This window comes from Phycicoccus jejuensis (assembly GCF_000720925.1).
GTDB classification, from domain to species: Bacteria; Actinomycetota; Actinomycetes; order Actinomycetales; family Dermatophilaceae; genus Phycicoccus; species Phycicoccus jejuensis.
In genome coordinates this window covers 476,060-502,383 of record NZ_JOEE01000004.1, presented here as the reverse complement: position 1 = coordinate 502,383, position 26,324 = coordinate 476,060, and the positions used below count along the sequence as shown (strand labels likewise).

The window sequence follows — 26,324 nt, the reverse complement described above, 5'->3', positions numbered from 1 at the left end:
TTGAGTGCACACCACTCATGGCGACTCCGGTCGCCACCGATCCCGAGGAGGTTCCCATGGCCACCACCTTCGACCCGTTCCGCGACCTCGACCGCATGCTCACGGGCAGCTTCCGTCCCGCGGCGACCGCCATGCCGATGGACCTCGTGCGGTCGGCCGACGCCTTCGTCGCGCGGATCGACCTGCCCGGCGTCGACCCCGCGTCGATCGACGTCGACGTCGAGGACCGGACGCTGACGATCCGGGCCGAGCGCCGCGAGGCACCGGGCGGCGAGGTCCAGTGGCTCTCGCACGAGCGCCCGACCGGCACCTTCGCCCGACAGCTGACCCTCGGCCACGGCGTGGCGCTGGACCGCATCGCGGCCGACTACGCCGACGGGGTCCTCACGCTGACCATCCCCGTCGCCGAGGAGGCGCGTCCCCGGAAGATCAGCGTCAACCACAGCGGCTCGCGCCGCAGCATCGAGGCCGAGGCCAAGCAGCCGGCCACGGTCTGAGCGCACGCGTCCGCACGGCGGCGCCGCCCACGGTCGTGGGCGGCGCCGTCCGTTGCGCACGAGCAACCGGCGTGCGACGGGGCCGGCTGTGCGCGTACGGTCGACGGCGGCCGTCCGGCCCCGCACCACGACCACCGACCCCAGGAGCACCGTGCGCCGCCTCGTCTACTACGTCGCGACCTCCCTCGACGGCTTCATCGCCGACCCCGCCGGGGATGCCTCGGCCTTCCCGGTCGCGCCCGACACCCTCGCGGCGCTCTTCGCGGAGTACCCGGAGACCTGCCCGGCGCACGTGCGGGCCGCGCTCGGGGTCGACGCCCCGCCGCGGCACTTCGACACCGTCGTCATGGGTCGCGCCACCCACCAGCCCGCTCTCGACGCGGGCCTGACCAGCGCCTACCCGCACCTGCGGCAGTACGTCGTGACCCGGCGCGAGGACCTGCCCGAGGACCCGACCGTCACGGTCGTCCACGACGACCCGGTCGCCCTCGTGCGGGCGCTCAAGGCCGAGGAAGACGGGCTCGCCGTCTGGCTCTGCGGCGGCGGCGACCTCGCCGGCCAGCTGCTCGACGAGGTCGACGAGCTGCACCTCAAGGTCAACCCGGTGCTCCTCGGCGAGGGCGTGCCGCTCGTGCGCGGCGCGGCCGACCCCGCCGCGTGGCGCCTCGCGAGCAGCACCCCGCTCCCCCACGGCGTGCTCCTCACGCGGTACGTGCGCGCCTGACCCGGCCCGCGCTCCGGCGTGCGCCATGATCACCTCGTGACCCCGACCCGCGCCGACCTCCTGGAGCAGCTCGTCGACACCGGTCGGCACGTCGTCGAGCGCGGCCTCGTCCAGGCCTCGGGCGGCAACCTGTCGGCCCGGCTGCCCGACACTGACGCGTTCGTCGTCACCGGCACCGGGACGTGGCTGGACCGCCTGCGTCCCGAGGAGTTCGCCGAGCTGTCGCTCGACGGCGAGCACCGCGGCGGCGCAGAGCGGCCCTCGGTCGAGTGGAAGCTGCACGCCCGCACCTACGCGGCCCGCCCGGACGTGGGCGCCATCGTCCACCTCCACCCGCAGCACGTCCTGCTCGTCGACCTGCTCGGGGCGCCCATCCGGTTCACGACCCTCGACCACCAGTACTACCTCGGCTCCGCCGGACGGGTGCCGTTCCTCCCCTCCGGCACCGAGGAGCTCGCCCGGGCGGCGGCCGACGCGGCCCGTGACCACGACGCCGTCGTCCTCGCCCACCACGGCTGCTCGACCCTCGGCGACACCGTGCCGATGGCCCTGCGTCGCGCCCTCAACCTCGAAGAGGCGGCCGCAATGACCTACCGGCTGCTCGTCGCGGGCGACACGACGGCCGACTTCCCGGCCGAGTACCGGGGCCGCATCATCGACGTCTGAGCGGGCGTCAGCGGGCGAGGACGAGCGTGCCGAGCGCGAGCAGCCACGACACGAAGGACCCGACGAGGAAGTACTCCGTCACCTCGTCGATGCCGACGCCGTCGACCGACTCGCGCTCGGAGCGCTTGCTCTGCAGCTCGGGGAAGCGGATGAGGCCCTTGGCGGCGATGACGAGCCCGGCGGCGCCGAGCTGACCGGCGAGGCCGAGGCCGATGATGAGGACGCGCTCCATCGGGCCGAGCAGCCGCCCGCCGCGCAGCTGCTCCGACGCATCGGGCCCCGGTGCCGAGGCGACGAGGCCAGCTACGACGGCGGCGTCCTGACGCTGCAGATCCCGGTCGCGGAGCACGCCAAGCCGCGCAAGGTGGAGATCAGCAGCAAGAACGAGGGTCGGCGCGCCATCAGCGCCTGACCCCGCTCCCCCGGCGCCGGCCCACCGCCGGTGGGCCCACCGCCGGCACCGCCACATCAGTGCGCCCACCGGGCCGAGGAGCTTCTCGGCCCGGTGGGCGCTGACCTGCGATGCTGCGAGCGACTCCACGAGACCACCGGGGTGGGAGGGGACCCGCCGTGGCGCCGTCAGGATCACCGGGGTCGGATCAGGGGTCAGGAGGTCGCCCCCAGCTCGGCGTCCTCGACGGCAGCCTCCTCCTTGGACTGCTCGATGTGCTCCACCACCGCGTCGGCCGGCAGCGCCACTCGGGTGGCGATGATGTAGACGAGCACCGACAGAGCGGCGAGGAGCACCGCGGACCACTCGAAGTTCAGCACCCCGAGGTTCCCGGCGCCGGCCGACTTCTCCGGGAAGTTGCCCAAGTAGGAGATCAGGGCCAGGCCGCCCAGCCAGGGGAAGAGCCACGAGACGCCGTTCCAGAAGTGCAGCGGCGCCTGACGCACGCCGCCGAACACCTTGAACAGGCCGAGCAGCACGAAACCGACCAGCACGGAGAGGTAGAGCTTCCAGCCGGTCAGCCACCCGGACCAGTACACGATCAGGTTCGACGCCCAGAACGCGAACAGCGGGAGGGCGTGGCCGCCGGGCAGCCGGAACGGACGCGGCTGGTCGGGAACCCGCTTGCGCAGTGCCGTCAGCACCAGCGGCCCGGAGGCGAAGGAGAGCACGGTGGCCGAGGTGATGAAGCCGACCAGCTGCTGCCAGCTGGGGAAAGGCAGGAACACGATGAGGCCGACGACGAACGTCACGATCAGGCTGAACAGCGGCACGCCGCGATCGGTCGTCTTCGCCAGTCGCTGCGGGGCGTTCCCGTTGCGCGCCATCGCGTAGGACAGTCGAGAGGTCAGCGTGGTGTAGATCAGGCCGGTGTCCCCGGGGGAGATGATCGCGTCGATGTAGAGCAGCACCGCCAACCAGCCCAACCCGAGGGCCGTGGCCAGGGCGGCCAGGGGCCCGAAGTCGTTCTCGAAGCTGAGGTTGCTCCACGCCTGGGGGCCACTGAGCAGGCTCGGGTCCAGCGCTCCGATGAAGGCGACCTGCAGGGCGATGTAGATGACCGCCGTGATGAGCACCGAGCCGATGACCGCGATGGGGACGTTCTTGCGCGGGTTGTCGGTCTCGCCGGCGAGCTCGACGCCCTGGCGGAAGCCGAGGTAGGAGAAGACGATCCCCGAGGTGGCGATCGCGCTGAAGACGCCGTGCCAGCCCGCCGGCTTGAACCCGTGGCTGGAGAAGTTCTCGCCGTGGAACGCGCTGACGAGGAACGCCACGACGACGAGCACGATGATCCCGAGTTTCCACCAGACCAGGGCGTTGTTGATACGCGCGAACCAGCGGATGCCGAAGTAGTTGATGACCACGAAGATGGCCATGAGCACCACGGCGACGGCGTAGCCGAGCCCGGTGAGCGTGTGCACCGTCTGGCCGCCGGCCTGGGCCTCCTGCGTGAACGGCGCGTACTTGGTGCCGTACTGCAGCGCCGCCAGCACCTCGATGGGAGCGGTCGTACTCGCCCCCACCCAGGTGATCCAGCCGGTGGTGTAGCTGGCGAACGAGCCGAACGCCAGGTGTGGGAAGCGGATCACCCCGCCGGACAGCGGGAACATCACCCCCAGCTCCGCGTAGACCAGCGCGATGGCGAGGACCATCACCCCACCCAGGGCCCACGAGATGATCGCCGCGGGACCTGCCTCCTTCGAGGCGTTGAGAGCGCCGAACAACCAACCCGACCCGATGATCGAACCGATGCTCGCGAAGAGGAGACCGATGATCCCGACGTGACGCTTGAGCGCGGGTTGTTCTGTCTCGACAGCCGCCGAGGTGTCTGTGGCCATGGCAGATCGCTTTCTCTGGAGACCGAAGGCTCAGGAAAACGGTGCCGCAGGATATGGCGATCCCCCGTTACACCACGTGCCATTGTCCGCGCCCAATGGCATCAATGGTGGTTCCGTGTCCGTGCAATTCACATTCCGACAAACGTCGAGGTCAGGGGACATCGGGCCGGGAACTGGAGCCCGCAGCGGCCAGTTCCGCGCGCCGCCGGTACTCGGAGCACGTCGGCGGCTGCCTTCGCCGCCGTCGTCGCTCAGAGCCGGTCGACGCCCCAGGACGCCACCAGCACGAGCCATCCGCCCACGACGAGCAGCGCGAAGCCGGCCGCCACAGCAGCCGCCACGGCGCCGGTACGCCGCAACAACCGGTCGCCGGGGAGGCGTCCTCGACGGTCCGACCTCCAGGTCAGCCACGCCGGGAGGAGCACGAGCGGGAGGACCGCCGTCACGACCACGAGTCCCTGACCCGGCGTGGCCGTCCCCTGGTCGGGCACCCCCACCATCGTGGCCACGCCGTCACCCACCACGAACGCGGCCAGCACCCCGACGAGGGTCACGCCCAGCCACCCCCGGGCCCACCGGTCCGGGCCCGGGCGCGGCTCCCCTGCCGGGCCGGCGGCCGTCGACATCACCCTGCCGGTCATCGGAGCTCCTCTCCACCATGGCCGGTCGCCGCGCCGGTCCGCCACGGCACCCACACTCGCGCGCCTTTCGGCGCGAGGCCCTGGCCGAAGGTCCCGGAGCGCCTGGAGCGCCCCGCCGCCCGCGGGACCTTCGGCTCTGTCCGGCGCCCCGGACGACGAGCACCGTGGGCCCCACCACTAGGAGGTCAGCCGTGCACCACGCCACCCCGGTCGGGTCCGTCGTCGTCGCCGTCGACGTCGACGCACCCGTGGGCCAGCCGGCTGGCCACCGACGGGCAGGTCGCCGTCACCTCGTGCACCGCCCTGGAGTCCCCGGCGGCGGCGATCGTGCGGGCCAGCGCCCACGCCGAGGTCGTCGTCATCGGCGCGGGGCGGCTCGGCCGGCTGGCCGGCGAGGTCCTCGGCGCCACCACCCACCAGGTCGCGATGCACTCCCGGTGCCCCGTCCTCGTCGTCCCCGAGGGTGTCCCCCTCCCCTCCCGCGGACCGGTCGTCGTCGGCGTCGACGCGGGCGAGCACAGCCGCCCGGCGATCGGTCTGGCCTTCGCGGAGGCCTCCCGCCGCTCGGCCCCGTTGGTTGCGGTCCATGCGTGGTGGATGGAGCACCCGGGCGCCTTCGACGACGCGAGCCGCTGGGCAGACGGTGAGCATCCCGCCTACGAGGCCGAGGAGCTCTCCGTCTCCGAGATGATGGTGGGCTGGGCGCAGACGTACCCCGACGTCGCGGTCCGCACCGAGATCCTCCGGGGTGAACCAGTGCCGGTTCTCCGGGAGACGGCCCGGTCGGCACAGCTGCTGGTGGTGGGCTCACGGGGCAGTGGCGGCTTCGCCGGGCTGCTCCTCGGCGGCGTCAGCAGCCGTCTGCTGCACGCCAGCCCGTGCCCCGTCCTCGTGGCCCCGTCCGCCGCCCGGCCGCCCCTCGAGCCCTGAGTCGTCCTCGGCGGCCGCCCCCGCCGGTGGCCGGCCTCCGCCGGGGGACGGCCTCAGCCGCGCACCCCGCGCACGTCGGGCGCACCCAGCCGCGCCGCGTCCGCCGTCCGGTCATCGGGCTGTCGCTGCGAGTCGAGCTCGGCCTCGACCCGCGCCCGGTAGTGCCGGACCTCGTTCTCGGCGTCCGCCTCCGACCACCCCAGCACCGGCGCGACGAGCTGCGCGACCTGGGCGGCCGCGCCCACCCCCCGGTCCGGGGTCTCGATCGAGATCCGGGTCCTGCGGGTGAGGACGTCGTCCAGGTGCAGCGCGCCCTCGGCCGACGCCGCGTACAGCGCCTCGACCGCCAGGTAGCGCGGGGCGTGTTCGAGCGGGCGCCCGAGCTCGGGCCGGTCCGCGACCAGGGCGAGCAGCTCGTGCGTGAGCGAGCCGTACCGCCGCAGCAGGTGCTCGACCCGCGCCGTCGACAGCCCCGCCTCGGCCGCGAGCCGGCCCCGGCCCTCCCAGAGCGCCGCGTAGCCCTCGGCGCCGGCGATGAGCACGTCCTCGGTTCGTGACGGGGGCACCCGGTCCGGGAGGTCGCGCACCGCGGCGTCGACGGCGTCGCGGGCCATCACGCGGTACGTCGTGTACTTCCCGCCGGCGACCATGACCAGGCCGGGGACCGGCCGGACCACCGCGTGCTCGCGCGAGAGCGTGCTCGTGTCGTCGGACTCGCCCGAGAGCAGCGGGCGAAGCCCGGCGTACACCCCCACGACGTCGTCGTGGGTCAGCGGCCGGCGCAGGAGGCGGTTCGCGTGCTCGAGCAGGTAGTCCACGTCGGAGCGGCTCGCGGCCGGATGCGCCAGGTCGAGGTCCCAGTCGGTGTCGGTCGTGCCGATGATCCAGTGCTCGTCCCACGGGATGACGAACAGCACGCTCTTCTCGGTGCGGCTGATCAGGCCGGTGCGCGAGTCGATCCGGTCTCGCGGCACCAGCACGTGCACGCCCTTGGAGGCCCGGACCGAGATCTGGCCGGTACCGCCCACGAGCTCCTGGATCTGGTCGGTCCACACCCCGGCCGCGTTCACCGTGCGCCGGGCCCGGACCGGCACCCGCTCGCCGGTCTCGAGGTCGGTGACGACGGCGCCGACGACACTCTCACCCTCGCGGAGCAGCTCCCCCACGCGGGCGCTGGTCGCGAGCAGCGCCCCGTGCGCCGCCGCCGTCCGGGCGATCATCATCGTGTGCCGGGCGTCGTCCACCTGGCCGTCGTGGTACTGGATCGCCCCGACGAGGACGTCGTCGCGCAGCCCCGGGAACTCCGCCATCGCCCGGCGCCGCGAGAGGTGCCGGTGGCGCGGCACGCCCTTGCGCCCACCCATCGTGTCGTAGAGCAGGACGCCGCTGCCGACGTAGGCCCGCTCCCACACCCGGTGCGACAACGGGTAGAGGAACGGAACGGGTCGGGCCAGGTGCGGCGCGAGCCGGTGCAGGATGAGCGAGCGCTCGCGCAACGCCTCCCGCACCAGCCCGAAGTCCAGCTGCTCGAGGTAGCGCAGGCCGCCGTGCACGAGCTTGCTCGAGCGGCTCGAGGTGCCCGCGGCGTAGTCGCGGGCCTCGACGAGGCCGACGCGCAAGCCGCGCGTCGCCGCGTCGAGGGCCGTGCCGGCCCCGACCACGCCACCGCCGACGACCAGGACGTCGAGGGTCTCCTGCGCCATCCGTCGCAGCGCGTCGGTGCGGGCGGCCGGGTCGAGGCGCCCCGTCGTGGCGGTCGGGCCGGCGCTCATCGCACCTCCACCCAGTCCAAGGTCCGGGTGACCGCCTTCTGCCAGCCGCGGTAGCCCTCCTGCCGCTCCTCCTCGGACCACACCGGCGTCCACCGCCGGTCCTCGTTCCAGTTGGCGCGCAGCTCCTCCGGGTCGGACCAGAAGCCGACGGCCAGGCCGGCCGCGTAGGCCGACCCCAGGGCCGTGGTCTCGGCGACGACCGGACGGCTCACCGGCACCCCGAGGACGTCGGCCTGGATCTGCATGCACAGGTCGTTGGCCGTCACCCCGCCGTCGACCTTGAGGACCTCCAGGCGCACCCCGGAGTCCTTCTCCATCGCGTCGGCGACGTCGCGGGACTGGTAGCAGATCGCCTCCAGGGTGGCCCGGGCGATGTGGGCGTTGGTGTTGAAGCGCGAGAGCCCGACGATGGCGCCGCGGGCGTCGGAGCGCCAGTAGGGCGCGAAGAGGCCCGAGAAGGCGGGCACGAAGTACACCCCGCCGTTGTCCGGCACCTGACGCGCGAGCGCCTCGCTGTGGGCCGCGCCGCTGATGATGCCCAGCTGGTCGCGCAGCCACTGCACCGCCGACCCGGTGACGGCGATCGAGCCCTCGAGGGCGTAGACCGGCTTGTCCTCGCCGAACTGGTAGCAGACGGTCGTCAGCAGCCCGTTGTCCGACCGCACCAGCTCGGTGCCGGTGTTGAGCAGGAGGAAGTTCCCGGTGCCGTAGGTGTTCTTCGCTTCGCCGGGCGCCAGGCACACCTGGCCGACCATGGCGGCCTGCTGGTCGCCGAGCGCCGCCGTGAGGGGCACCTCGGCCGCGAGCGGGCCCTCGGCGAGGGTCGTGCCGTACCCGCGCGGGTCCGACGACGGCCGGATCTCGGGCAGCATCTGCCGCGGGATGTCGAAGAAGCCCAGCAGCTCGTCGTCCCAGTCGAGGGTCTCCAGGTCCATGAGCATGGTGCGGCTGGCGTTGGTCACGTCGGTGACGTGGACCCCGCCCCGGACGCCGCCGGTGAGGTTCCACAGCAGCCAGGTGTCGGTGGTGCCGAAGATCGCGTCGCCGGCCTCGGCGGCCGCGCGCACGCCGTCGACGTTCTCGAGGATCCACTGGATCTTGCCGCCGGAGAAGTACGGCGCCGGCGGCAGCCCGGCCTTGCGGCGGATCACCTGGCCCCGCTCGTCCTCGTCGAGCCGCTTGGCGATGGAGTCGGTCCGGGTGTCCTGCCAGACGATCGCGTTGTAGTACGGGCGGCCGGTGCGGCGGTTCCACACCACGGTCGTCTCGCGCTGGTTGGTGATGCCGAGCGCGACGAGGTCGTTCCCGGTGAGGCCGGAGCGACCGAGGGCGGTCTGCAGGACCGAGCTCGTGCGCTCCCAGATCTCGACCGGGTTGTGCTCGACCCAACCGGCGCGCGGCATGATCTGCTCGTGCTCGAGCTGGTGGCGCGCCACCTCGTTGCCGCCGTGGTCGAAGATCATGAAGCGGGTGCTGGTGGTGCCCTGGTCGATGGCGCCGACGTAGTCAGCCATGGGGTGTCTCCTTTGACGCGGGGATGGGGTTCAGGCGCGGGCGTCTGCGGTCTCGGGGGTGGGCTCGGCCGCGACCCGGCCCACCTTCTCGGGCTCGGCCTCGTCGGGCATGAACCGCCCGAGGCCGAGGGTGTAGGCGGCGCCCCCGAGGAGGCCACCGATCAGGGGAGCGACGATCGGAACCCAGAAGTAGAGGCCGCCGTACTGGTCCTCGAAGGCCGTGGAGTAGCCGGTGAAGAAGCTGGCCAGGCGGGGCCCGAAGTCACGCGCCGGGTTGATGGCGTAGCCCGCGTTGGTCCCCCACGCCATCCCGATCGCGACGACGAGCAGCCCGATGACGAACGGCGCGAACCACGCGACGGGGGCGGCGTTGCGGGTGTCGGTCAGCGCGAGGATGACGAAGAGCAGGATCGCGGTCCCGACCACCTGGTCGAGGAACGCCGTGCCCACCCCGATGTCGAGCGACCCGTTGCCGGGGAGGGTCGAGAAGATGCCCTGCGTGGCGATGGTGTGGCCGGGGTCGACGAGGCTGATGGCGTCGTCGTACACCCACCGGACGATCAGTGCGGCCACGAAGGCGCCGGCGATCTGGGCGATCGAGTACGGCAGCACCTTGCGCCACGAGAAGCCGGCGAACGCGGCCAGGGCCACGGTGACGGCGGGGTTGAGGTGCGCCCCGCTGATCCGGGCGGCGGCGTAGACGCCGAAGGTGACGCCGAGGCCCCAGGCCCAGGCGATCGAGTCGTGGTCGCCGAGCGCGCCGGCGCCCGTGACGACCTGCGCCACCACGCCCACCCCGAAGAGGATGAGGATGGCGGTGCCGGCGAACTCCGCGAGGAGCTCACCGACCAGCGTTCTCCGGGTGTGGGTATCCATGTCTGACTCCTATGTCAGGGAACGGGTTTGCGTGATGCGGACGGTAAGCAGCCCGCGAGGACGGTCCAACGGCTCGCGTTCGACACCGTCGAACGTTGGGGCGTTCGGGATTGCCGAACGCCACGGCGACGGTGCGCGTCGTACCGTGCTGACATGCCAGGGCGGGTCCAGTCGGTCGAGCGAGCGGCCGCGATCCTGCAGATCCTCGCGGTCGAGCAGGAGCCGGTGAGCCTCGCCCACCTGGCGGGGGCGCTCGATCTGGCGAAGACGACCGTGCACGGCCTGGTGCAGACCCTGCGCGACGTCGGGTTCGTCGACCAGGACGCCGAGTCGGGCTGCTACTCGGTGGGCGCCGACCTCCTGCATCTCGGCGCCGCTCCCCTGGACCGCAACGAGCTGCGCGCCCGTGCCATCAACTGGACCGATGCCTTGGCCGGCCACACCCACGAGGCCGCTCTCGTCGCGCGCTACGAGGCGGGCGAGGCACTGGTCGTCCACCACGTGTTCCGCCCCGACGCCAGCGTGCAGTCGCTCCAGACCGGCTCCGCGAGACCACTGCACGCCACCGCGCTGGGGAAGGCCATCCTCGCGCACGACCCCCGCGCCGCCCGCACGATCAACGACGGCGCCCTCGAGAGCCACACCTACCGGACCGTGGTCGACCCGCCCCGGCTGCACCGGGAGCTCGCCGACGTGCGCGACACCGGGTGGGCCGCCTCGGTCGAGGAGTGGCGCCCCGGCCTGGCCTCGATCGCCGCCCCGGTGCGTGACCGGTCCGGCTACGTCGTGGCGGCCGTCGGCATCGAGGGCCCCGTCGACAGCATCTGTGACCCGCGCCAGCGGCCGCGCGCGGCCCTCGCCGAGCACGTCGTCGACGCGGCCCGGGCGGTCTCCCGCGAGCTCGGCCACGGGCGGCGCGGATGAGCCGCAGCGTGGTCGCGGCGATCGACCAGGGCACGACCTCCACTCGCTGCCTCCTCTTCGACCACGCCGGCCGGATGGTCTCGGTCGCGCAGCGACAGCACCGACAGATCTACCCCCGTCCCGGATGGGTCGAGCACGACGCCGAGGAGATCTGGGGTCTGGTCCGTGAGCTGCTGCCTCAGGCCCTGGAGGACGCCGGGCTGGGGCCGGAGGACATCGCCGGGCTCGGGATCACCAACCAGCGCGAGACGACCGTGGTCTGGGACCGCGACAGCGGCCGCCCGGTCGCGCCGGCCGTCGTCTGGCAGGACACCCGCACCGCCGGGCAGCTCGACGCGCTCACCGACCACCTCGACCCCGCGGAGCTGCTCCGGCGCACCGGCCTTCCCCTGTCGCCCTACCCGTCGGGGCCCAAGCTGCGCTGGCTCCTGGACAGCGACGCCGACCTCCGGGCGCGGGCCGAGCGCGGCGAGCTCCTGTTCGGCACGATGGACACCTGGCTCGTGTGGAACCTCACCGGCGGCCGCCTCCACGTCACCGACCCGACGAACGCCAGCCGCACCCTCCTCATGGACCTCGAGACCATGCAGTGGGACCCCGAGCTCCTCGCGGCCCTCCACGTGCCGGCGGCGATGCTCCCCGAGATCAGGCCGTCCATCGGCGAGCTGGCGACCACGGTCGAGCCGCTGGCCGGCATCCCGATCAGCGCGGTCCTCGGTGACCAACAGGCCTCGCTCTTCGGCCAGGCCGCCTTCGACCCGGGCGATGCCAAGTGCACCTTCGGCACCGGCACCTTCCTCCTCATGAACACCGGCCCCGACATCGTCCGGTCCGGGTCCGGGCTCATCACCACCGTCGCGGTCTCGGAGGAGGGCGCGCCCCCGGTGTACGCGCTCGAGGGGTCGGTCGCGGTGGCGGGCGCGCTCGTGGAGTGGTGCCGCACGAGCCTGTCCCTGGTGCGCTCCCCCGCCGAGATCGAGACGCTCGCCCGGACCGTCGACGACTGCGGTGGCTGCTACGTCGTCCCCGCGTTCGCCGGGCTGTTCGCGCCACACTGGGAGCCCAGCGCGCAGGGGATCGTGGTCGGGCTCACCGGCTACACGACCAAGGGTCACATCGCCCGCGCGGTGCTCGAGGCGTGCGCCTGGCAGGCCAAGGACGTCATCGACGCGATGGTGGCCGACGCCGGCGTGCCCATCGCCTCACTCGCCGTCGACGGCGGGATGACGGCCAACAACCTCCTCATGCAGACGCTCGCCGACGTGCTCGACGTCCCGGTGATCCGCCCGATGATGGCCGAGAGCGTCGCCCTGGGTGCGGCGTACGCGGCCGGTCTGGCCGTGGGCTACTGGCCCGACCGGCAGGTGCTGCGTGCCAACTGGCACCGGGCCGCCGAGTGGCGCAGCCAGATCGGCCCGGTCGAGCGCGAACGGGCCCACGCCCTGTGGTCGGCCGCGGTCCGCCTGGCCATCGGCTGGGGCCACGCCCGGCTGGGTTGAGAGCCGGCGCCCGCCGTGCCGTCAGCCGCGGGGACGCGGACGGACGGTGAGGGTCTGGGCCAAGGTGCCGAGCGGGCCGGTCTCGTCGTGGAGCCGGCTGCTGGTGAGGCCGATCCCGTTGTCGCCGAACGTGACCGTTGCATCCACCCCGAGCCAGCCCTCGGCGGGCAGCCGCAGCAGGTGGGCCGTCAGGTCGATGTTCGGGTAGTGCACCTCACGCGGGTCGGCCCGCACCGTCATCCCGTTGGCGATGTCGAGCAGCCCGGCGGTGCGGGCCAGGGTGCTCACCGGCTCGTCGGCCAGCAGGGGCACGTCGGTGCGGACCCAGAACCAGCCACGGCCGGGCTCCTCGAGATGGCGCCGCAACTCGACCGACCCGATGAACCCGCCCGGCCAGAGGGCGCTCGGCCCCCACGGCGCGAGCTCCGCGGGGGCCGGGATCGAGGGCAGCGCGGTGCCGGCCACCGTCGCCGTGTCGCGCTGCGCCATGAGCCAGGCCCGCAGCAGCACCACCGGACGCCCCGCGTGGGACATGGCGGCCTCGACCAGCTCGATGGTCCGGCCGGGCCGCAGCACGCGGACCTCGACGTCGACCTCCGCCACGGGGACGGTGCCCAGGATGTCGTAGCAGAGCCGCGTCACCACCAGGCCGTCGTCGCGCCGGGCGTCGCGGTCGCGCTCGACCAGGTGCGCCAGCAGGCCCAGGGCCGGTGAGATGTGCTGCTCGTCCTCGCGCCAGGCGCCACCGGTGCGCTCGGTGGCACGGAACCGGTTCGCGCCGAGTCGCTCGAAGTAGGCCACGCCGTCATCCTCCCTGGTGCCGATGTCCGACGCCGACCCTACGACGGGCGAGGATGAGGACATGAGCGACTCCCCCACCGCACCCTCCTCGTCGTCCGTCCCGCCCCCCGCCGACCGGGCGGGCGCGCTCCCACGCCGTGTCGCCGTCACCGGCGCCCACGGCAAGCTGGGCCGCGCCGTCGTGACCCACCTGCGGGCGATCGGTCTCGACGTGCTGGCCATCGACCGCGACCCGGCCGGCGACCCCCGCGACGTGCCGGGCGAGTTCGTCGTGGCCGACCTCACCGACTACGGCCAGGTGGTCGAGGCCTTCGGGGGCGGGGTCGACGAGCACGACGCCGTCGACGCCGTGGTGCACCTGGCCGCCATCCCGGCCCCGGGGATGACGACGAACGCGGCCACCTTCGCGAACAACTCGGCCGCCACCTACAACGTGTTCGCCGCGGCCCGTGCCCTCGGCATCACGACACTGGTGTGGGCCTCGAGCGAGACCGTCCTGGGCCTGCCGTTCGACACCCCGCCGCCCTACGCCCCCGTCGACGAGGAGTACGCGCCGCGGCCGGAGTCGACCTACTCGCTGAACAAGGCGCTCGAGGAGGATCTGGCGCGGCACTTCTGCCGCTGGCAGCCCGCGCTGGTGGCGGTCGGCCTGCGCTTCTCGAACGTCATGGACGTCGAGGACTACGCGCAGTTCCCCTCGTTCGACGCCGACCCGCAGCTGCGGCGCTGGAACCTGTGGGGTTACATCGACGCGCGCGACGGCGCCCAGGCCGTCGAGAAGGCGCTGGCCCACGACGTGCCCGGCGCGGACGTCTTCGTCATCGCCAACGCCGACACCGTGATGAGCCGCTCCAGCGCGAGCCTGATGGCGGAGGTCTACCCGGACGTTCCGCTGACCAAGGAGCTCGGCGAGCACGAGACGCTGCTCGGCATCGACAAGGCCCGCCGGGTGCTCGGCTACGAGCCGCGGCACTCCTGGCGCGACCACGTCGGCTGAGCGCGCCCACCGCGGGCCCCGGGCCGGGAGCGGTGCGGCATGATCGCCCCGTGAGCGCGAACCCACCCTCCGAGACCGGCTCCGGGGCCGCCCCCGGGCCGGCCGAGATCCTCGACCAGCTCGTCGACGCCGGCCGACAGGTGGTCGCCCGAGGGCTGGTGCAGGCCAGCGGCGGCAACCTCTCGGCCCGGGTCCCCGGCACCGACCGGTTCGTCGTCACGGCCACCGGCACCTGGCTCGACCGCCTCACCCCGGACGACTTCGCCGAGCTGACGCCCGCGGGTGAGCGGGTGGGCGGCGCCGCCCGCCCCTCGGTGGAGTGGAAGCTGCACCAGCGCACCTACGCCGTCCGCGAGGACGTGCGCGCCATCGTGCACCTGCACCCCCAGCACGTGCTGCTCGTCGACATGCTCGGCGCGCCGATCCGGTTCACCACCCTGGACCACCAGTACTACCTCGGGAGCGCGGGGCGGGTGCCGTTCATGCCGTCGGGCAGCGACGAGCTCGCCGAGGCCGCTGCCGGGGCCGCCCGCGACCACGACGCCGTGGTGCTGGCCCACCACGGCTGCTCGGCCCTCGGCGACACCGTGGCGATGGCCCTGCGCCGGGCCCTGAACCTCGAGGAGGCCGCCGCCATGACCTACCGGCTGCTGCAGGCGGGCGACACCGGCACCGACTTCCCGGCGCAGTGGAAGGGCCGCATCATCGACGTCTGAGGCGGCCGGCCGCCCCGGGTCACCGGGCCAGGAACAGGCTGCCCAGCGCGATGAGCCACGACACGAACGAGCCGACCAGGAAGTACTCGGTCACCTCGTCGATCCCGGTGCCGGCGAGGCTCTCGCGGTCGCTGCGCTTGCTCTGCAGCTCGGGGAAGCGGATCAGGCCCTTGGCCGCGATGACCAGGGCGGCGGCGGTGGGCTGCCCCGCGAGCCCGAGCCCGAGGATGACGACGCGCTCCATCGGGCCGAGAAGGCGCCCGCCGCGCAGCTGCAGCGCCGGCTCGGGCATCGCCACGGCCGCGGCACGGGCCCGCCCCAGCGGGCGCAGGGCCCCGATGCTGACCAGCACCAGCCGGACGACGACGTTGCCGGTGGCCAGGTTCGCCACCAGGAGCCCGAGCACGAGCAGGACCTGCGCCACCGTGGCGCCGGCCAGCGCGCTCGGCAGCTCGGCCCAGCGCAGCCAGCGCCCGACGAGGCCGCCGGCGGGTGACGCCCAGCCGGACAGCGCCACGAGCCAGGCCGCCCCGCCGCCGAGAGCGGCGAGCGAGCGGGCGTGCCCGCGGCCGTTGGCCAGGGCGGCGTCGGACCACCGCTGCCACAGCAGCAGCGACAGCACGGCGCCGACCAGGGCCACGGCGTCGCCGACCCCGAACAGCCCGGCCGCGGCGCCGACGAGCACCACCAGGGCCACCCCGGCCCAGGACGCCCAGCGCGACACGGCCGGCCGCCGGGCGGCACGGACCAGGTCGGCCACGCCGACCCCCAGCAGCCACACCCCGAGCCAGGTCACGGCAACGCTCGCAGCAGCTCGTGCGCGGCGAGCACGGCGCCGACCCCGTCGGAGCGCACGCGCTGGGACACCGCGGAGGCACTGACCCCCTCGCGCGCGGCGAGGTCGGCCTGGGTGGTCCCGGGATCCATGAGCCCCCTCAGCAGCCGCAGTGAGCGTTCCGAGAGAGATCCAACCAGGTGGTCCCGACACAGCAGCGCCGCGTTGACGGCGTCGACCCGCGGGTCGGGCCCCCCGGCGTCGCGCAGGCCGGTGCGCAGGAGGCGGGTGGGGGCCCGGTCGGCGGCGGCCTCGACGGCGTCGATGGCGTCGCGGGCCGCCCACCAGGCCGACCCGTCCTCGATGCCGCGCTCGGCATCCAGCAGCGTCGCCGTGCCGCCGCCCACCCCCAGGCGGACGTCGACGTCGGGCAGGAGCTCGAGGCGCACCCGCAGGGCGGCGTCCAACGCCTCACCCAGCGAGCGGTAGGCCCCCTGGAACTCGTCGCCCACCGTCACCCGCAGGCCGCGCAGCGACGGCACCGCCGCCTCGGTGGCGGTCAGCGCCCGGAGCACGGCATCGTGGACCCTCCGCCGGTCCTGGGCGCGCCGGGACGCGACGATGTCGCCGATCAGGACGTGCGCTGAAGCCTCCGGCTTCATCGGTGTCATGTGAAGAGCATACCTTCATCCGGACCAGATGAGGCGCATACCTTCAGGCTGGCGGCGCGGTGTCGCCCGGTGTCTGTCCGGCGGCGGGCTCGATGACTCCTCGTTCGGTCGCCACCGCCGCGACGAACCGCGCCGGGGTCACGTCGAAGGCGGGGTTGAACCCCGCCGAGGAGGCCGGGGCCGTGCGGACCCCCGCGAGGGTGGTGACCTCGTCGCCGGCGCGCTCCTCGACCTCGATGCCCGCACCGTCGGCCATGGCGAGGTCGACCGTCGACCACGGCGCGGCCACGAGCAGCGGGACGCCGGCCTCGTGACACGCGAGCGCCACCCCGAGGGTGCCGATCTTGTTCGCGACGTCACCGTTGGCCGCGATCCGGTCGGCTCCGACGACGGCGCAGTCGACGAGCCCGCGCAGGATGGTCGAGGCGGCGGCGCTGTCGACCTGCACCGCGTGCGGAATGCCGTCGGCGGCCAGCTCCCAGGCGGTGAGCCGGGCGCCCTGCAGCAGCGGGCGGGTCTCGTCGGCGTAGACGAACTCGACCGCGCCGCGGGCGTGCAGCTCGCGGACCACGCCGAGCGCGGTGCCCCACGCCGAGGTGGCGAGCATCCCCGCGTTGCAATGGGTGAGGATGCGCAGCCGGTCGCGCCCGGTGCGGGCCAGCAGCCAGTCGGCGGCCTGGCGCGAGAGCTCACGGTTGGCGGCCTCGTCGTCGGCGGCCAGCTCGAGCGCGGCCCGCAGGACGGCCTCACGCCCCTGCGGCATCAGGCCCCGGACCTGGTCCACGCCCCACGCGAGGTTGACCGCCGTGGGGCGGGCGTTGCGGACCCGGTCGATCTCGAAGTCGAGCCGCCCGGCATCCCAGCCCACGCGCCGGCCCTCGTCGAGGGCCACCACCACGCCGAGGGCACCCGCCACCCCGAGGGCCGGCGCACCCCGCACGGCGAGGACCTCGATGGCCGCGACCAGCGCGTCGACGGTCTCGAGGTCGAGGTAGGTGGTCGAAGCGGGCAGGACGGTCTGGTCGAGGATGCGCAGCACACCCCGGCCGTCGGTGCCCGCGCCGGGGACCCATTCGATCGCACGCACGGTCATGGCGCGAGCCTACGACCCCGGGCGTCGGCCCCTGCACGCCAGGGTCGCCGCCGCGGAGTCGACGCCAGGGACGCCGCCGCCGGGGCCACGGACCGGGCACCCCCTTGCTCCGGAGAGCGCACGGTGGGACGGTCGGAGGTGGAGGCACCCCACCTCCCTCGACGACGGACCTCCCGAAAAGTCGCAGCCCGCCGCCGGGTGTGCTGCACGGGAAGGACGAGTCGATGAACCAGTCCCGGGTCGTCGTCGGGGTCGACGGGTCTCCGCTCTCGGAGGCCGCCGTCGTCCAGGCCGCCCACTTCGCGAGCACCCGCGGGATGACCCTGCACGTGCTCCACGCCTTCGCGCCCGACCTGCCGATGCTCGGCTTCGGTGCGCTGGCCGACCGCTCGGTCGTCACCGACCACGGCCGGCGGCTCCTCGACGTCGCGGTGGCCCGCGCCCACGCCGCCCATCCCGACCTCACCGTCACCTCCGCCCTGCACGACGGCTACGCCAGCACCTCCCTCGTCGCCTCCTCGCAGACCGCCGCGCTCGTCGTCGTCGGCGTCGCCGGCCACGGGGTGCTCAGCCGCGCCGGGCTGGGCGCGGTCGCGATGCAGGTGCTCACCCACGCCCGCTGCCCCGTGCTCGTCGTCGGCCACACGAGCGCCGCCAGCACCCCGGTCTCCGGCGGCCGGGTCGTCGTCGGGTTCGACGGCTCCGACTCCTCCGTCGGAGCGCTGCGGACGGCCGTCCGGGAGGCGGACGTCCTGAGCGGGACGGTCGACGCCGTCCACGCCTGGCAGGCGCGCGCCGCGACCGACCCGACCCTCGCCGACGCCTCGAGCTGGGAGGACTACGTCGCGGGCGTCGAGCAGATGGTGGAGCGGGAGGCCGCGGCCCCGGGCCCGGAGCACCCCGACGCCAAGGTCGAGGTCCACGTCGTGCGCGACGACCCGGTGCACGCCCTCGCCGCGAGCAGCGAGGGCGCGAGCCTCCTCGTCGTCGGCGCGCGGGGACGCGGCGGCTTCGAGGGCCTGCGCGTCGGGTCGAGCGCGCTGCGCGTCGTCTCGCGCAGCGCCTGCCCGGTGCTCGTCAGCCGCTGAGGGTCCCGGGGCCGTCGACGCGCTCGGTGGCCCCGAGCCGGTCGAGGACGAACGCCCACTCCCACGCGATCTGCTCCCAGGCGGCGTAGCGGCCCGAGCGGCCGCCGTGGCCGGCGGACAGCTCGGTGCGCAGGAGCACCGGGTGGGTCGCGGGGTCGTTGGTCACGGTCTCGCGCAGGCGGGCGACCCACTTGGCCGGCTCGGTGACGTAGACGCGCGTGTCGTGCAGGCTGGTCGTCGCGAGGACCGCCGGGTAGGCCTCGGGCCGCACGTTCTCGTACGGCGTGTACGCCCGCATCGTCGCGTACACCTCCGGGTCCTCGAGCGGGTTGCCCCACTCCTCCCACTCCCCCACGGTGAGCGGCAGCTCCGGCTGGAGGATGGTGGTCAGCGCGTCGACGAAGGGCACCGCCGCGTGCGCGACGCGGAACAGGCCGGGCGCCGCGTTGAGGACGGCGCCGACGAGCAGCCCGCCGGCGGAGCCACCCTCGAGGCCGAGCCGGTGCGGCGCGACCCATCCCGTCGCGACGAGGTGCTCTGCGGCGGCGACGGTGTCGGAGAAGGTGTTCGGCTTGGCGAGCAGCTTGCCCTCGTCGTACCAGCGGCGGCCCATCTCGCCGCCGCCGCGGACGTGCGCGACGGCGAACACGACGCCGCGGTCGAGCAGCCCGAGCCGTGCGACCGAGAAGTACGGGTCGGACGAGATCTCGTAGGCGCCGTAGGCCGCGAGCAGCCCCGGGTTGGTGCCGTCGGCCACGACGCCACGACGGCGCACGACGGACACCGGCACGGGCGTGCCGTCCGGCGCCGTGGCCCACTCGCGCGACTCCTCGTAGTCGGCGGCGTCGAACCCGCCGAGCACCGGCTGGCGCTTGAGCTCGGTCCGCTCCCCCGTCGCGAGGTCGACGTCGAGCACCGTCCGCGGCGTGGTCCACGACTCGACGACCACCTGGACCGACCGCTGGTCGGGCTCCGGGTTGTCGCCGAGGCCGATCGAGTGCACCGCCGTCCCGACCTCGACGTCCCACGGGGTCCCGTGGCCGGAGACGGAGGTGACGTCGCGCGGCAGCACACGCAGCGCGGTGAGGCCACCCGTGCGCAGCGAGAGGACGGTCGCGTCGTCGAACGCGTCGACGCCGACGAAGCGCTCCCCGTCGCCGGAGGCCAGCAGCGGCACCCACTGCTCGTGGCTCGTCGCGTCGAGCGGCGCCCACGCGAGGTCGGAGTCCGGGTCGTCGGCGTTGTGCACGACGAGCAGCCGGTCGTCGGCCGGCTCGACGTCGTACTCGACGCCCTCGCGCCGCGGCGCGACGACGCGCCACTGGCCCTCGGGGTCGTCCGAGGGGAGCATCCACACCTCGGAGGTGGTCTTGGAGCCGAGCCCGAGCAGGAGCCAGCGCTCGTCGCGGCTGCTGCTCACACCCATCCAGAAGCGCTCGTCGGTCTCTTCGTGGACGAGGACGTCGTCGCCGGGGTCGCCGCCGACGCGGTGGCGCCACAGCTGGTGCGGCCGCCAGGCGTCGTCGACGCGGGTGTAGAAGACGAAGGAGCCGTCGCGGCTCAGCTCGACCCCGTACCCGATGCCGGTCAGCGTGTCGTCGAGGACGCGGCCCGTCGCCACCTCGCGGACGACGAGGTCGAAGCGCTCGTCACCGGCGGTGTCGACGGCGAAGGCGAGCAGCCGGTGGTCCGCGCTGACCGTGAGGGCCCCGAGCGAGAAGAACTCCGACTCACCCGCCTCGACGTTGCCGTCGAGCAGCACCTGCTCCCCCGGCAGGGCCTCACCCTCGGGGTCGGGGCGCGGGTCGCCGTCGGTGCGCGGCACCCGCACGTGGATGGCGTACTGCTTGCCCTCCGCGGTGCGCGAGAAGTACCACCACGGACCGCTCGCGACGGGCACCGAGAGGTCGTCCTCCTTGACCCGCGCGCGGATCTCGTCGAAGAGCGTCGTCCGCAGCGGGGCGAGGTGCTCGGTCATCGCCTCGGCGTAGGCGTTCTCGGCCTCGAGGTACTCGCGCAGCGCGGGGTCCTCGAGGTCGCGCATCCACCAGTACGGGTCGAGCACCCGGTCCCCGTGGTGCTCGCGGACGTGCTCGCGGCGCGGGGCGGTGGGCGGGGTCGGGCTCGGCATGGCGTCACCCTAGCCACGGACACGGCGAGGGCCGCACCCCGGTGGGGTACGGCCCTCGTCGGTGCCTCGCGGGTCAGAGCCCGGCGACGCGGTCCGCCGGAGCGGTGAGGTTGGGCGTGGCCCCGAAGTAGTCGACGAGGTTGGCCAGGTCCTCCTTGCCGCCGAGGACGTTCTTCCCCGCGGAGAACGCGGTGAAGGAGTCACCCCCGTTGGCGAGGAAGTTGATGGTCGCGACGCGGTAGGTGGCGTTCATGTCCATCGGCGTGCCGTTCAGGGTCATCGACCCCGGCACGACCCGGCTGCCGGCCGGCTGGGTGGCGTCCCACGTGTAGGAGAAGCCGTCCGAGACACCGAGCCCGAGCGCGTCACGGCCACCGGCGCGGCCGGGGACGTACTGCTGCTCGAGGACGGCCTTCAGCTCGGCCCCGGTGAGGTCGAGCGTCGTGAGGATGTTGCCGAACGGCGCGACGTCGTAGGCCTCGGCGTAGGTGATCTGGCCGGTGCCCTCCGCGTACTTCGGCGCGAGGAGCAGGCTGGCGCGCACGCCGCCGACGTTCATCAGCGCGAGCTGGGCGCCACCGTTGGCCGGGGCCTGGGTCCCGAAGAGGATCGCGTCGGCGACGAGGTCGGCCATCGGGGTCTCGATGCCGCGGTTGCCGCTGGAGTCACCGGTGATGTCCTGCGTGTTGCTGCCGACGACCTGCGCGGCGAGCGGGCCCGACAGGGCCTTCCACTTGTCGATGATCGCCGTCTGCGTCGCGTCCTTCGCGAAGGCGGTGCGGCTCACGAGGTGGTTGACCGAGGTCGACTTCTTCCGGTCGACCTCGCCGGTGCGGCGGTCGATGACGAGGTTGGTCTCGGAGACGACCTGGCCGTAGGACGCGGCGCTGGTCACCAGGCGCGGGTTGCCCTTCGGGTCCGGGATCGAGCAGGTGTAGGGCTGGTGGGTGTGCCCGGTGATGATGGCGTCGACGTCGGCGGTCATCGTCCTGGCGATCGTCGCGATCGGGTCGGAGATGCCGACGCACTGCTGGTAGGTGCCGCTCTGGACGCCGCCCTCGTGGAGCAGGACGACGATCGAGCTGACGCCCTTCTTGCGCAGCTCGCGCGCCTGCTTGTTCGCGGTCTCGACCTCGTCCTTGAAGTCGACGTTCGCGACGCCGGCCGGGTCGACGAGGCTCGGGGTGCCCTCGAGGGTCATGCCGATGAAGCCGACCTTGACGCCGTTGACCTTCTTGATCGAGGTCGCCGGCAGGAGCGTGCGCTCCTTGTCGTGGTGGTGGTGGTGGCCCTTGCGGTCCTTGTCCTTGCTCGCCTGCTGCTTGAGGACGACGTTGGCGGCGAGCCACTGGAAGTCGGCGCCGGCGTAAGGCTGCGACGGGAAGTAGCAACCGTCCGTCGGGTGGCAGCCACCCTTCTGCATGCGCAGCAGCTCGGTGGTGCCCTCGTCGAACTCGTGGTTGCCGACGCTGCTGACGTCGAGCTTCATCGCGTTGAGCGACTCGACCGACGGCTCGTCGTGGAAGAGGCCCGAGAGGAACGTCGAGCCGCCGATGAGGTCACCGGCCGCGACGGTCAGCGAGCTGCCCTTCGGGGCCTTGGCCCGCAGCGTGGACAGCGCGGTCGAGAGGTACTCGGCGCCGCCGACCGGGGTCTGGCTCGGGTCGAGGGTCTTGCTCAGCGGACCGTCGGTCGCCTCGAGGTGACCGTGGTAGTCGTTGAACGAGAGCAGCTGCACCGTCGTCGTCGCCGGCGGCTTCGGGTGGTGGCCACGGCCGTGGTGGTCGTCGTGGCCCCCGGCCAGCGCGGCAGGCGTGCCGGCGGCGAAGGTCGCGAGGGCGGCGGCGGCGACACCCGCACCGAGGACGCGTCGTCGGGTCGATCTCATCGTGGGGGTTCTCCTGGGATTCTCCGGGCGGGCCACCCCCTGTCCGGGCGGCCGCACGGGGTAGACCCTAGGAGAAAGTCCACGCGACGGCACCTCCTGGCGGGCAGCGGGTTCCCGGTGTCGCCGGACGTTCACCGCGCGGTCGACCCGCGGGCGCTCAGGACAGACAGCGCGGGCCGAGCAGCACCTTGAGGTCACCGAAGAGGGCACCGTCGGCGGAGACCCGGTAGGCCGGGTCGAGACGGATCTCGACGGTCCGCCCGGGCTTGACGAGCTTGAGGTGGACCTCGGTCGTGCCCGGGTGGTTGGTGAGGACGCCCTTGAGCTCCTCGATGCGCTGCGGGGTCGCCCGGACGGTCTCCATCGTCACGACGACCGGGCCGCGCGGCCCCTCGCTCACGTCCGGCAGGGTGAGCTCCTGGGCATAGATCGACACCGAGTCGTCGCGCTTGTTGAGCTTGCCGCGCACCACGGCGATCTGGTCCTGCTGGAGCATCCCCGCCACGGTCATGTACGCGCTGGGGAAGAACAGGCACTCGATCGAGCCGGCGAGGTCCTCGAGGGTCGCGATGGCCCAGAGGTCGCCCTTCTTCGTGCGCTTGATCTGCAGGCCGGTGATGAGGCCGGCGATGGTGACCATCGCCCCCTCGGGCCGGCCGGCGTCGTCGCCGGTCAGGGCGGCGATCTGGGTGTCGGCGTGCGCGGAGAGGACGTGCTCGACCCCGAAGAGCGGGTGGTCGGAGACGTAGAGGCCGAGCATCTCGCGCTCGAAGGAGAGCAGGGTCTGCTTGTCCCACTCGACCCCGGGCACGGGCGCGAGGCCCATCATGTCGCCGCCGCCCCCGCCGGAGCCGGCGTCGTCGGCGAAGGCCCCGAAGAGGCTGTCCTGCCCGATCGCCTCCTGCCGCTTGACCGCGACGAACGCGTCGACGTACTCCTCGTGGATGCGCAGCAGGCCCATCCGGGTCTCGGCCAGGCCGTCGAACGCGCCGCCCTTGATGAGCGACTCGATGGTTCGCTTGTTGCAGACGACCGCCGGCACCTTGGACATGAAGTCGCGGAAGGAGGTGAAGCGTCCCTTCTCCTCGCGGGCGGCGATGATCGCCTCGACGACGTTCTGGCCGACGTTGCGGATCGCGTGCAGGCCGAAGCGGATGTCGGTGCCGACCGCGGCGAACGGCCCGACGGAGTCGTTGACGTCCGGCGGGAGGACCTTGATGCCCATCCGGCGGCACTCGCCGAGGTAGAGGGCCGACTTGTCCTTGTCGTCGCCGACGCTCGTGAGCAGCGCGGCCATGTACTCGGCCGGGTAGTTGGCCTTGAGGTAGCCCGTCCAGTACGAGACGAGGCCGTAGGCGGCGGTGTGCGCCTTGTTGAACGCGTAGTCGGAGAACGGGACGAGGACGCCCCACAGGGCCGCGACGGAGGCCTCGTTGTAGCCGTTGGCCTTCATGCCGTCGGAGAAGGGGACGTACTCCTTGTCGAGCACCTCCTTCTTCTTCTTGCCCATCGCGCGGCGCAGGAGGTCGGCGTTGCCGAGGGTGTACCCGGCGAGCTTCTGCGCGATCTCCATGACCTGCTCCTGGTAGATCACCAGGCCGTAGGTCGTCTGGAGGATCGGCTCGAGCGCCTCGACCATCTCGGGCTGGAGCTTGCCCTTCAGCTGCGGGTCGAGCGGGACGAGCTCCTGCTTGCCGTTCTTGCGCAGGGCGAAGTTCGTGTGCGCGTTGACGCCCATCGGCCCGGGGCGGTAGAGCGCGAGGGCCGCGGAGATGTCCTCGAAGTTGTCCGGCTGCATCAGCTTGAGCAGCGTGCGCATCCCGCCGCCGTCGAGCTGGAAGACCCCGAGGGTGTCGCCCCGCGCGAGGAGGTCGTAGGTGGCCTTGTCGGTCATGTCCTTGGACAGCGCGTCGAGGTCGATCTCCTCGCCGCGGTTGGAGCGCACGTTGATGATCGCGTCGTCGAGGATCGTCAGGTTGCGCAGCCCGAGGAAGTCCATCTTGACCAGGCCGAGCGACTCACAGCTCGGGTAGTCGAACTGCGTGATGACCTGCCCGTCCTGCAGGCGTCGCATGATCGGGATGACGTCGATGAGCGGCTCGCTCGACATGATGACGCCGGCCGCGTGCACGCCCCACTGCCGCTTGAGGCCCTCGAGGCCCTTCGCGGTCTCGACGACCTCCTGGAGGTGCTGCTCCTGCGCGACGAGGTCGCGGAACTCCTTGCCCTCGCCGTAGCGGGGGTGGTTCGGGTCGTAGATGCCCGACAGCGGCACACCCTTGCCCATGACGTCCGGCGGCATCGCCTTGGTCAGCTGCTCGCCGACGGCGAACGGGTGGCCCATGACGCGGGCGGAGTCCTTGACGGCCTGCTTGGCCTTGATCGTGCCGTACGTGACGATCTGCGCGACCCGCTCGGCGCCGTACTTCTCGGTGACGTAGCGGATGACCTCGCCGCGCCGGCGCTCGTCGAAGTCGACGTCGAAGTCGGGCATCGACGCGCGCTCGGGGTTGAGGAACCGCTCGAAGATCAGGCCGTGCGGGACGGGGTCGAGGTCGGTGATCTTCATCGCGTAGGCGCACATCGAGCCCGCACCCGAGCCACGGCCCGGGCCGACGCGGATCCCGTTCTCCTTGGCCCAGGTGATGAAGTCGGCGACGACGAGGAAGTACCCCGGGTAGCCCTTGGAGACGATGACCTCGGCCTCGTAGTCCGCCTGCTTCTGGGCGTACTCGGGGATGCCGCCGGGGAAGCGCTCGTGCAGGCCCTTCTGGACCTCCTTGACGAACCAGCTCGTCTCGTCCTCGCCGGGCGGGCAGGGGAAGCGCGGCATGTACCGGCCCTCGCCCTCGGTGAACGAGATGTCGCACATCTCGGCGATGAGGAGCGTGTTGTCGCAGGCCTCGGGCAGCTCGCGCCAGGTGTGGCGCATCTCGGCCGGGCTCTTGAGGTAGAAGTCGTCGGCGTCGAACTTGAACCGGCCCGGGTCCATCATCGTCGAGCCCGACTGGACGCACAGCAGCGCGCCGTGGGCCTTGGCGTCCTCGGGGCTCGTGTAGTGCAGGTCGTTCGTCGCGACGAGCGGGAGGTCGAGCTCACGGGCCAGGCGCAGGAGGTCCTGCTGCACCCGGCGCTCGATGTCGAGGCCGTGGTCCATCAGCTCGCAGAAGAAGTTCTCGCGGCCGAAGATGTCGCGGAAGTCCGCGGCGGCCTGCTTCGCGAGGTCGTACTGGCCGAGGCGGATGCGGGTCTGGATCTCGCCGGAGGGGCAGCCCGTGGTCGCGATGAGGCCCTGGCCGTACTGGTCGAGCAGCTCGCGGTCGACGCGCGGCCACTTCGCGTAGACCTGGTCCAGGGAGGCCTGGCTGTCCATCCGGAAGAGGTTGTGCAGGCCGGTGTTGTCGCGGGCCAGCAGCGTCATGTGCGTGTAGGCGCCGGAGCCGGACACGTCGTCGCCGGGACGGGTGCGCTCGTCGCCCCACTTGACGCGCGTCTTGTCGGTGCGGTGGGTGCCCGGGGTGACGTACGCCTCGACGCCGATGATCGGTTTGACCCCCGTGCCCTGGGCCTTCTTCCAGAACTCGTACGCCCCGAAGACGTACCCGTGGTCGGTCGTCGCGAGGGCGGGCATCCCCATCTCGGCGGCGCGGGTGAACAGGTCGCCGATGCGGGCCGCGCCGTCGAGCATCGAGTACTCGGTGTGCACGTGCAGGTGCACGAACGAGTCGCCCTTCGAGGACGACGTGGGGCTCGGGGTCGGGGCGGCGGGGGTGGACATCGCGGACCATCCTAGGTCGCCCCGGGGACACCCTCGGCGTGTCGGGGTCCGTGT

The 26,324-nt window shown here is 72.9% G+C and carries 23 protein-coding genes; 9 read left to right on the top strand and 14 right to left on the bottom strand.

What is annotated here, in order from left to right:
- Positions 1-56 precede the first annotated feature (56 nt).
- The 3 genes from IG69_RS0110855 to IG69_RS0110845 all read left to right on the top strand — a co-directional run bounded on the left by IG69_RS0110855 (position 57) and on the right by IG69_RS0110845 (position 1,887).
- A complete protein-coding gene (locus IG69_RS0110855; protein ID WP_030528189.1) occupies positions 57-497 on the top strand; it encodes an Hsp20/alpha crystallin family protein in 441 nt (146 codons plus the stop codon).
- Between the two features lie 151 nt (positions 498-648).
- Positions 649-1,221 carry a dihydrofolate reductase family protein gene (locus tag IG69_RS0110850; RefSeq protein ID WP_030528188.1) on the top strand — a complete coding sequence of 191 codons (573 nt, stop codon included), beginning with the start codon at positions 649-651 and terminating at the stop codon, positions 1,219-1,221.
- A gap of 36 nt (positions 1,222-1,257) precedes the next feature.
- The gene (locus IG69_RS0110845) at positions 1,258-1,887 is read left to right on the top strand and encodes a class II aldolase/adducin family protein (RefSeq protein ID WP_030528187.1); all 630 of its coding nucleotides are present in this window, start codon (positions 1,258-1,260) and stop codon (positions 1,885-1,887) included.
- A gap of 7 nt (positions 1,888-1,894) precedes the next feature.
- Here IG69_RS0110845 and IG69_RS20190 read toward each other — a convergent pair whose 3' ends face one another.
- The 4 genes from IG69_RS20190 to IG69_RS22955 all read right to left on the bottom strand — a co-directional run bounded on the left by IG69_RS20190 (position 1,895) and on the right by IG69_RS22955 (position 5,179).
- The gene (locus IG69_RS20190) at positions 1,895-2,236 is read right to left on the bottom strand and encodes a hypothetical protein (RefSeq protein WP_051750431.1); all 342 of its coding nucleotides are present in this window, start codon (positions 2,234-2,236) and stop codon (positions 1,895-1,897) included.
- 257 nt (positions 2,237-2,493) lie between these two features.
- Positions 2,494-4,176, bottom strand: a complete 1,683-nt coding sequence (locus IG69_RS0110835) for an APC family permease (protein WP_030528185.1) — start codon at positions 4,174-4,176, stop codon at positions 2,494-2,496.
- 251 nt (positions 4,177-4,427) lie between these two features.
- The gene (locus tag IG69_RS22960) at positions 4,428-4,817 is read right to left on the bottom strand and encodes a hypothetical protein (protein ID WP_051750430.1); all 390 of its coding nucleotides are present in this window, start codon (positions 4,815-4,817) and stop codon (positions 4,428-4,430) included.
- 185 nt (positions 4,818-5,002) lie between these two features.
- Positions 5,003-5,179 carry a hypothetical protein gene (locus IG69_RS22955; RefSeq protein WP_235504535.1) on the bottom strand — a complete coding sequence of 59 codons (177 nt, stop codon included), beginning with the start codon at positions 5,177-5,179 and terminating at the stop codon, positions 5,003-5,005.
- Between IG69_RS22955 and IG69_RS22950 the strand changes: the two genes are divergently transcribed.
- Positions 5,121-5,747: a universal stress protein gene (locus IG69_RS22950; protein WP_245616128.1), complete on the top strand. Its 627-nt coding sequence runs from the start codon at positions 5,121-5,123 to the stop codon at positions 5,745-5,747. The two genes, IG69_RS22955 and IG69_RS22950, sit on opposite strands and share 59 nt — an antisense overlap.
- Positions 5,748-5,800: 53 nt before the next feature.
- Here IG69_RS22950 and IG69_RS0110825 read toward each other — a convergent pair whose 3' ends face one another.
- The 3 genes from IG69_RS0110825 to IG69_RS0110815 are packed head-to-tail and all read right to left on the bottom strand — an operon-like array spanning position 5,801 to position 9,909.
- Positions 5,801-7,519 (bottom strand): glycerol-3-phosphate dehydrogenase/oxidase, encoded by a 1,719-nt coding sequence (locus IG69_RS0110825; RefSeq protein ID WP_030528183.1) that lies wholly within the window; start codon positions 7,517-7,519, stop codon positions 5,801-5,803.
- Positions 7,516-9,033: a glycerol kinase GlpK gene (glpK, locus tag IG69_RS0110820; protein WP_030528182.1), complete on the bottom strand. Its 1,518-nt coding sequence runs from the start codon at positions 9,031-9,033 to the stop codon at positions 7,516-7,518. The genes IG69_RS0110825 and glpK (IG69_RS0110820) overlap by 4 nt, the downstream gene beginning before the upstream one ends.
- Before the next feature lie 30 nt (positions 9,034-9,063).
- The gene (locus IG69_RS0110815) at positions 9,064-9,909 is read right to left on the bottom strand and encodes an MIP/aquaporin family protein (RefSeq protein WP_030528181.1); all 846 of its coding nucleotides are present in this window, start codon (positions 9,907-9,909) and stop codon (positions 9,064-9,066) included.
- A 153-nt stretch (positions 9,910-10,062) separates the two neighbouring features.
- On the opposite strand from IG69_RS0110815, the gene IG69_RS0110810 reads away from it, so the two are divergent.
- Together IG69_RS0110810 and glpK (IG69_RS0110805) are read left to right on the top strand one after the other, a co-directional pair.
- Positions 10,063-10,833 (top strand): IclR family transcriptional regulator, encoded by a 771-nt coding sequence (locus IG69_RS0110810; RefSeq protein WP_030528180.1) that lies wholly within the window; start codon positions 10,063-10,065, stop codon positions 10,831-10,833.
- Complete coding sequence (gene glpK, locus IG69_RS0110805) at positions 10,830-12,332, top strand: glycerol kinase GlpK (protein ID WP_030528179.1); 1,503 nt, start codon at positions 10,830-10,832, stop codon at positions 12,330-12,332. Before IG69_RS0110810 ends, glpK (IG69_RS0110805) begins: the two co-directional genes overlap by 4 nt.
- Before the next feature lie 21 nt (positions 12,333-12,353).
- On the opposite strand, the gene IG69_RS0110800 is transcribed toward glpK (IG69_RS0110805), so the two are convergent.
- Positions 12,354-13,133 carry a thioesterase family protein gene (locus IG69_RS0110800; RefSeq protein ID WP_030528178.1) on the bottom strand — a complete coding sequence of 260 codons (780 nt, stop codon included), beginning with the start codon at positions 13,131-13,133 and terminating at the stop codon, positions 12,354-12,356.
- Between the two features lie 61 nt (positions 13,134-13,194).
- Here IG69_RS0110800 and IG69_RS0110795 point away from each other — a divergent pair, with 61 nt between their 5' ends.
- Both IG69_RS0110795 and IG69_RS0110790 read left to right on the top strand, forming a co-directional pair.
- A complete protein-coding gene (locus IG69_RS0110795) occupies positions 13,195-14,130 on the top strand; it encodes an NAD-dependent epimerase/dehydratase family protein (protein ID WP_084696726.1) in 936 nt (311 codons plus the stop codon).
- 50 nt (positions 14,131-14,180) lie between these two features.
- Positions 14,181-14,846 (top strand): class II aldolase/adducin family protein, encoded by a 666-nt coding sequence (locus tag IG69_RS0110790; RefSeq protein WP_051750428.1) that lies wholly within the window; start codon positions 14,181-14,183, stop codon positions 14,844-14,846.
- A gap of 19 nt (positions 14,847-14,865) precedes the next feature.
- Here the strand turns inward: IG69_RS0110790 and IG69_RS0110785 are convergent, their stop codons facing one another.
- Genes IG69_RS0110785 through mtnA form a run of 3 tightly spaced genes read right to left on the bottom strand, consistent with a single transcriptional unit; the run spans position 14,866 to position 17,385 of the window.
- Entirely contained in the window at positions 14,866-15,642 is a 777-nt protein-coding gene (locus IG69_RS0110785; protein WP_030528175.1) for a hypothetical protein, read from the bottom strand.
- A complete protein-coding gene (locus tag IG69_RS0110780) occupies positions 15,639-16,292 on the bottom strand; it encodes a SatD family protein (protein ID WP_036829687.1) in 654 nt (217 codons plus the stop codon). Before IG69_RS0110780 ends, IG69_RS0110785 begins: the two co-directional genes overlap by 4 nt.
- A 43-nt stretch (positions 16,293-16,335) precedes the next feature.
- Entirely contained in the window at positions 16,336-17,385 is a 1,050-nt protein-coding gene (mtnA, locus tag IG69_RS0110775) for an S-methyl-5-thioribose-1-phosphate isomerase (protein ID WP_030528173.1), read from the bottom strand.
- Between the two features lie 224 nt (positions 17,386-17,609).
- Between mtnA and IG69_RS0110770 the strand changes: the two genes are divergently transcribed.
- Positions 17,610-18,473: a universal stress protein gene (locus tag IG69_RS0110770; protein ID WP_157577500.1), complete on the top strand. Its 864-nt coding sequence runs from the start codon at positions 17,610-17,612 to the stop codon at positions 18,471-18,473.
- On the opposite strand, the gene IG69_RS0110765 is transcribed toward IG69_RS0110770, so the two are convergent.
- From IG69_RS0110765 to dnaE, 3 genes are all read right to left on the bottom strand, one after another.
- A complete protein-coding gene (locus IG69_RS0110765) occupies positions 18,463-20,604 on the bottom strand; it encodes a S9 family peptidase (RefSeq protein WP_036829686.1) in 2,142 nt (713 codons plus the stop codon). The genes IG69_RS0110770 and IG69_RS0110765 overlap by 11 nt on opposite strands.
- Before the next feature lie 73 nt (positions 20,605-20,677).
- Positions 20,678-22,492, bottom strand: coding sequence for a bifunctional metallophosphatase/5'-nucleotidase (locus tag IG69_RS0110760; RefSeq protein WP_036829684.1), 1,815 nt, complete (start codon positions 22,490-22,492; stop codon positions 20,678-20,680).
- A gap of 157 nt (positions 22,493-22,649) precedes the next feature.
- The gene (dnaE, locus tag IG69_RS0110755) at positions 22,650-26,270 is read right to left on the bottom strand and encodes a DNA polymerase III subunit alpha (protein WP_030528169.1); all 3,621 of its coding nucleotides are present in this window, start codon (positions 26,268-26,270) and stop codon (positions 22,650-22,652) included.
- Positions 26,271-26,324: the final 54 nt, after the last annotated feature.

Bases quoted from the DNA above. Each gene is read 5' to 3' on its own strand.
- IG69_RS0110855 (WP_030528189.1), top strand. From the start codon at position 57: ATGGCCACCACCTTCGACCCGTTCCGCGACCTCGACCGCATGCTCACG.
- IG69_RS0110835 (WP_030528185.1), bottom strand. From the start codon at position 4,176: ATGGCCACAGACACCTCGGCGGCTGTCGAGACAGAACAACCCGCGCTC.
- IG69_RS22960 (WP_051750430.1), bottom strand. From the start codon at position 4,817: ATGACCGGCAGGGTGATGTCGACGGCCGCCGGCCCGGCAGGGGAGCCG.
- IG69_RS22955 (WP_235504535.1), bottom strand. From the start codon at position 5,179: ATGACGACGACCTCGGCGTGGGCGCTGGCCCGCACGATCGCCGCCGCC.
- IG69_RS0110825 (WP_030528183.1), bottom strand. From the start codon at position 7,519: ATGAGCGCCGGCCCGACCGCCACGACGGGGCGCCTCGACCCGGCCGCC.
- glpK (WP_030528182.1), bottom strand. From the start codon at position 9,033: ATGGCTGACTACGTCGGCGCCATCGACCAGGGCACCACCAGCACCCGC.
- IG69_RS0110815 (WP_030528181.1), bottom strand. From the start codon at position 9,909: ATGGATACCCACACCCGGAGAACGCTGGTCGGTGAGCTCCTCGCGGAG.
- IG69_RS0110810 (WP_030528180.1), top strand. From the start codon at position 10,063: ATGCCAGGGCGGGTCCAGTCGGTCGAGCGAGCGGCCGCGATCCTGCAG.
- glpK (WP_030528179.1), top strand. From the start codon at position 10,830: ATGAGCCGCAGCGTGGTCGCGGCGATCGACCAGGGCACGACCTCCACT.
- IG69_RS0110795 (WP_084696726.1), top strand. From the start codon at position 13,195: ATGAGCGACTCCCCCACCGCACCCTCCTCGTCGTCCGTCCCGCCCCCC.
- IG69_RS0110780 (WP_036829687.1), bottom strand. From the start codon at position 16,292: ATGACACCGATGAAGCCGGAGGCTTCAGCGCACGTCCTGATCGGCGAC.
- mtnA (WP_030528173.1), bottom strand. From the start codon at position 17,385: ATGACCGTGCGTGCGATCGAATGGGTCCCCGGCGCGGGCACCGACGGC.
- IG69_RS0110770 (WP_157577500.1), top strand. From the start codon at position 17,610: ATGAACCAGTCCCGGGTCGTCGTCGGGGTCGACGGGTCTCCGCTCTCG.
- IG69_RS0110765 (WP_036829686.1), bottom strand. From the start codon at position 20,604: ATGCCGAGCCCGACCCCGCCCACCGCCCCGCGCCGCGAGCACGTCCGC.
- IG69_RS0110760 (WP_036829684.1), bottom strand. From the start codon at position 22,492: ATGAGATCGACCCGACGACGCGTCCTCGGTGCGGGTGTCGCCGCCGCC.
- dnaE (WP_030528169.1), bottom strand. From the start codon at position 26,270: ATGTCCACCCCCGCCGCCCCGACCCCGAGCCCCACGTCGTCCTCGAAG.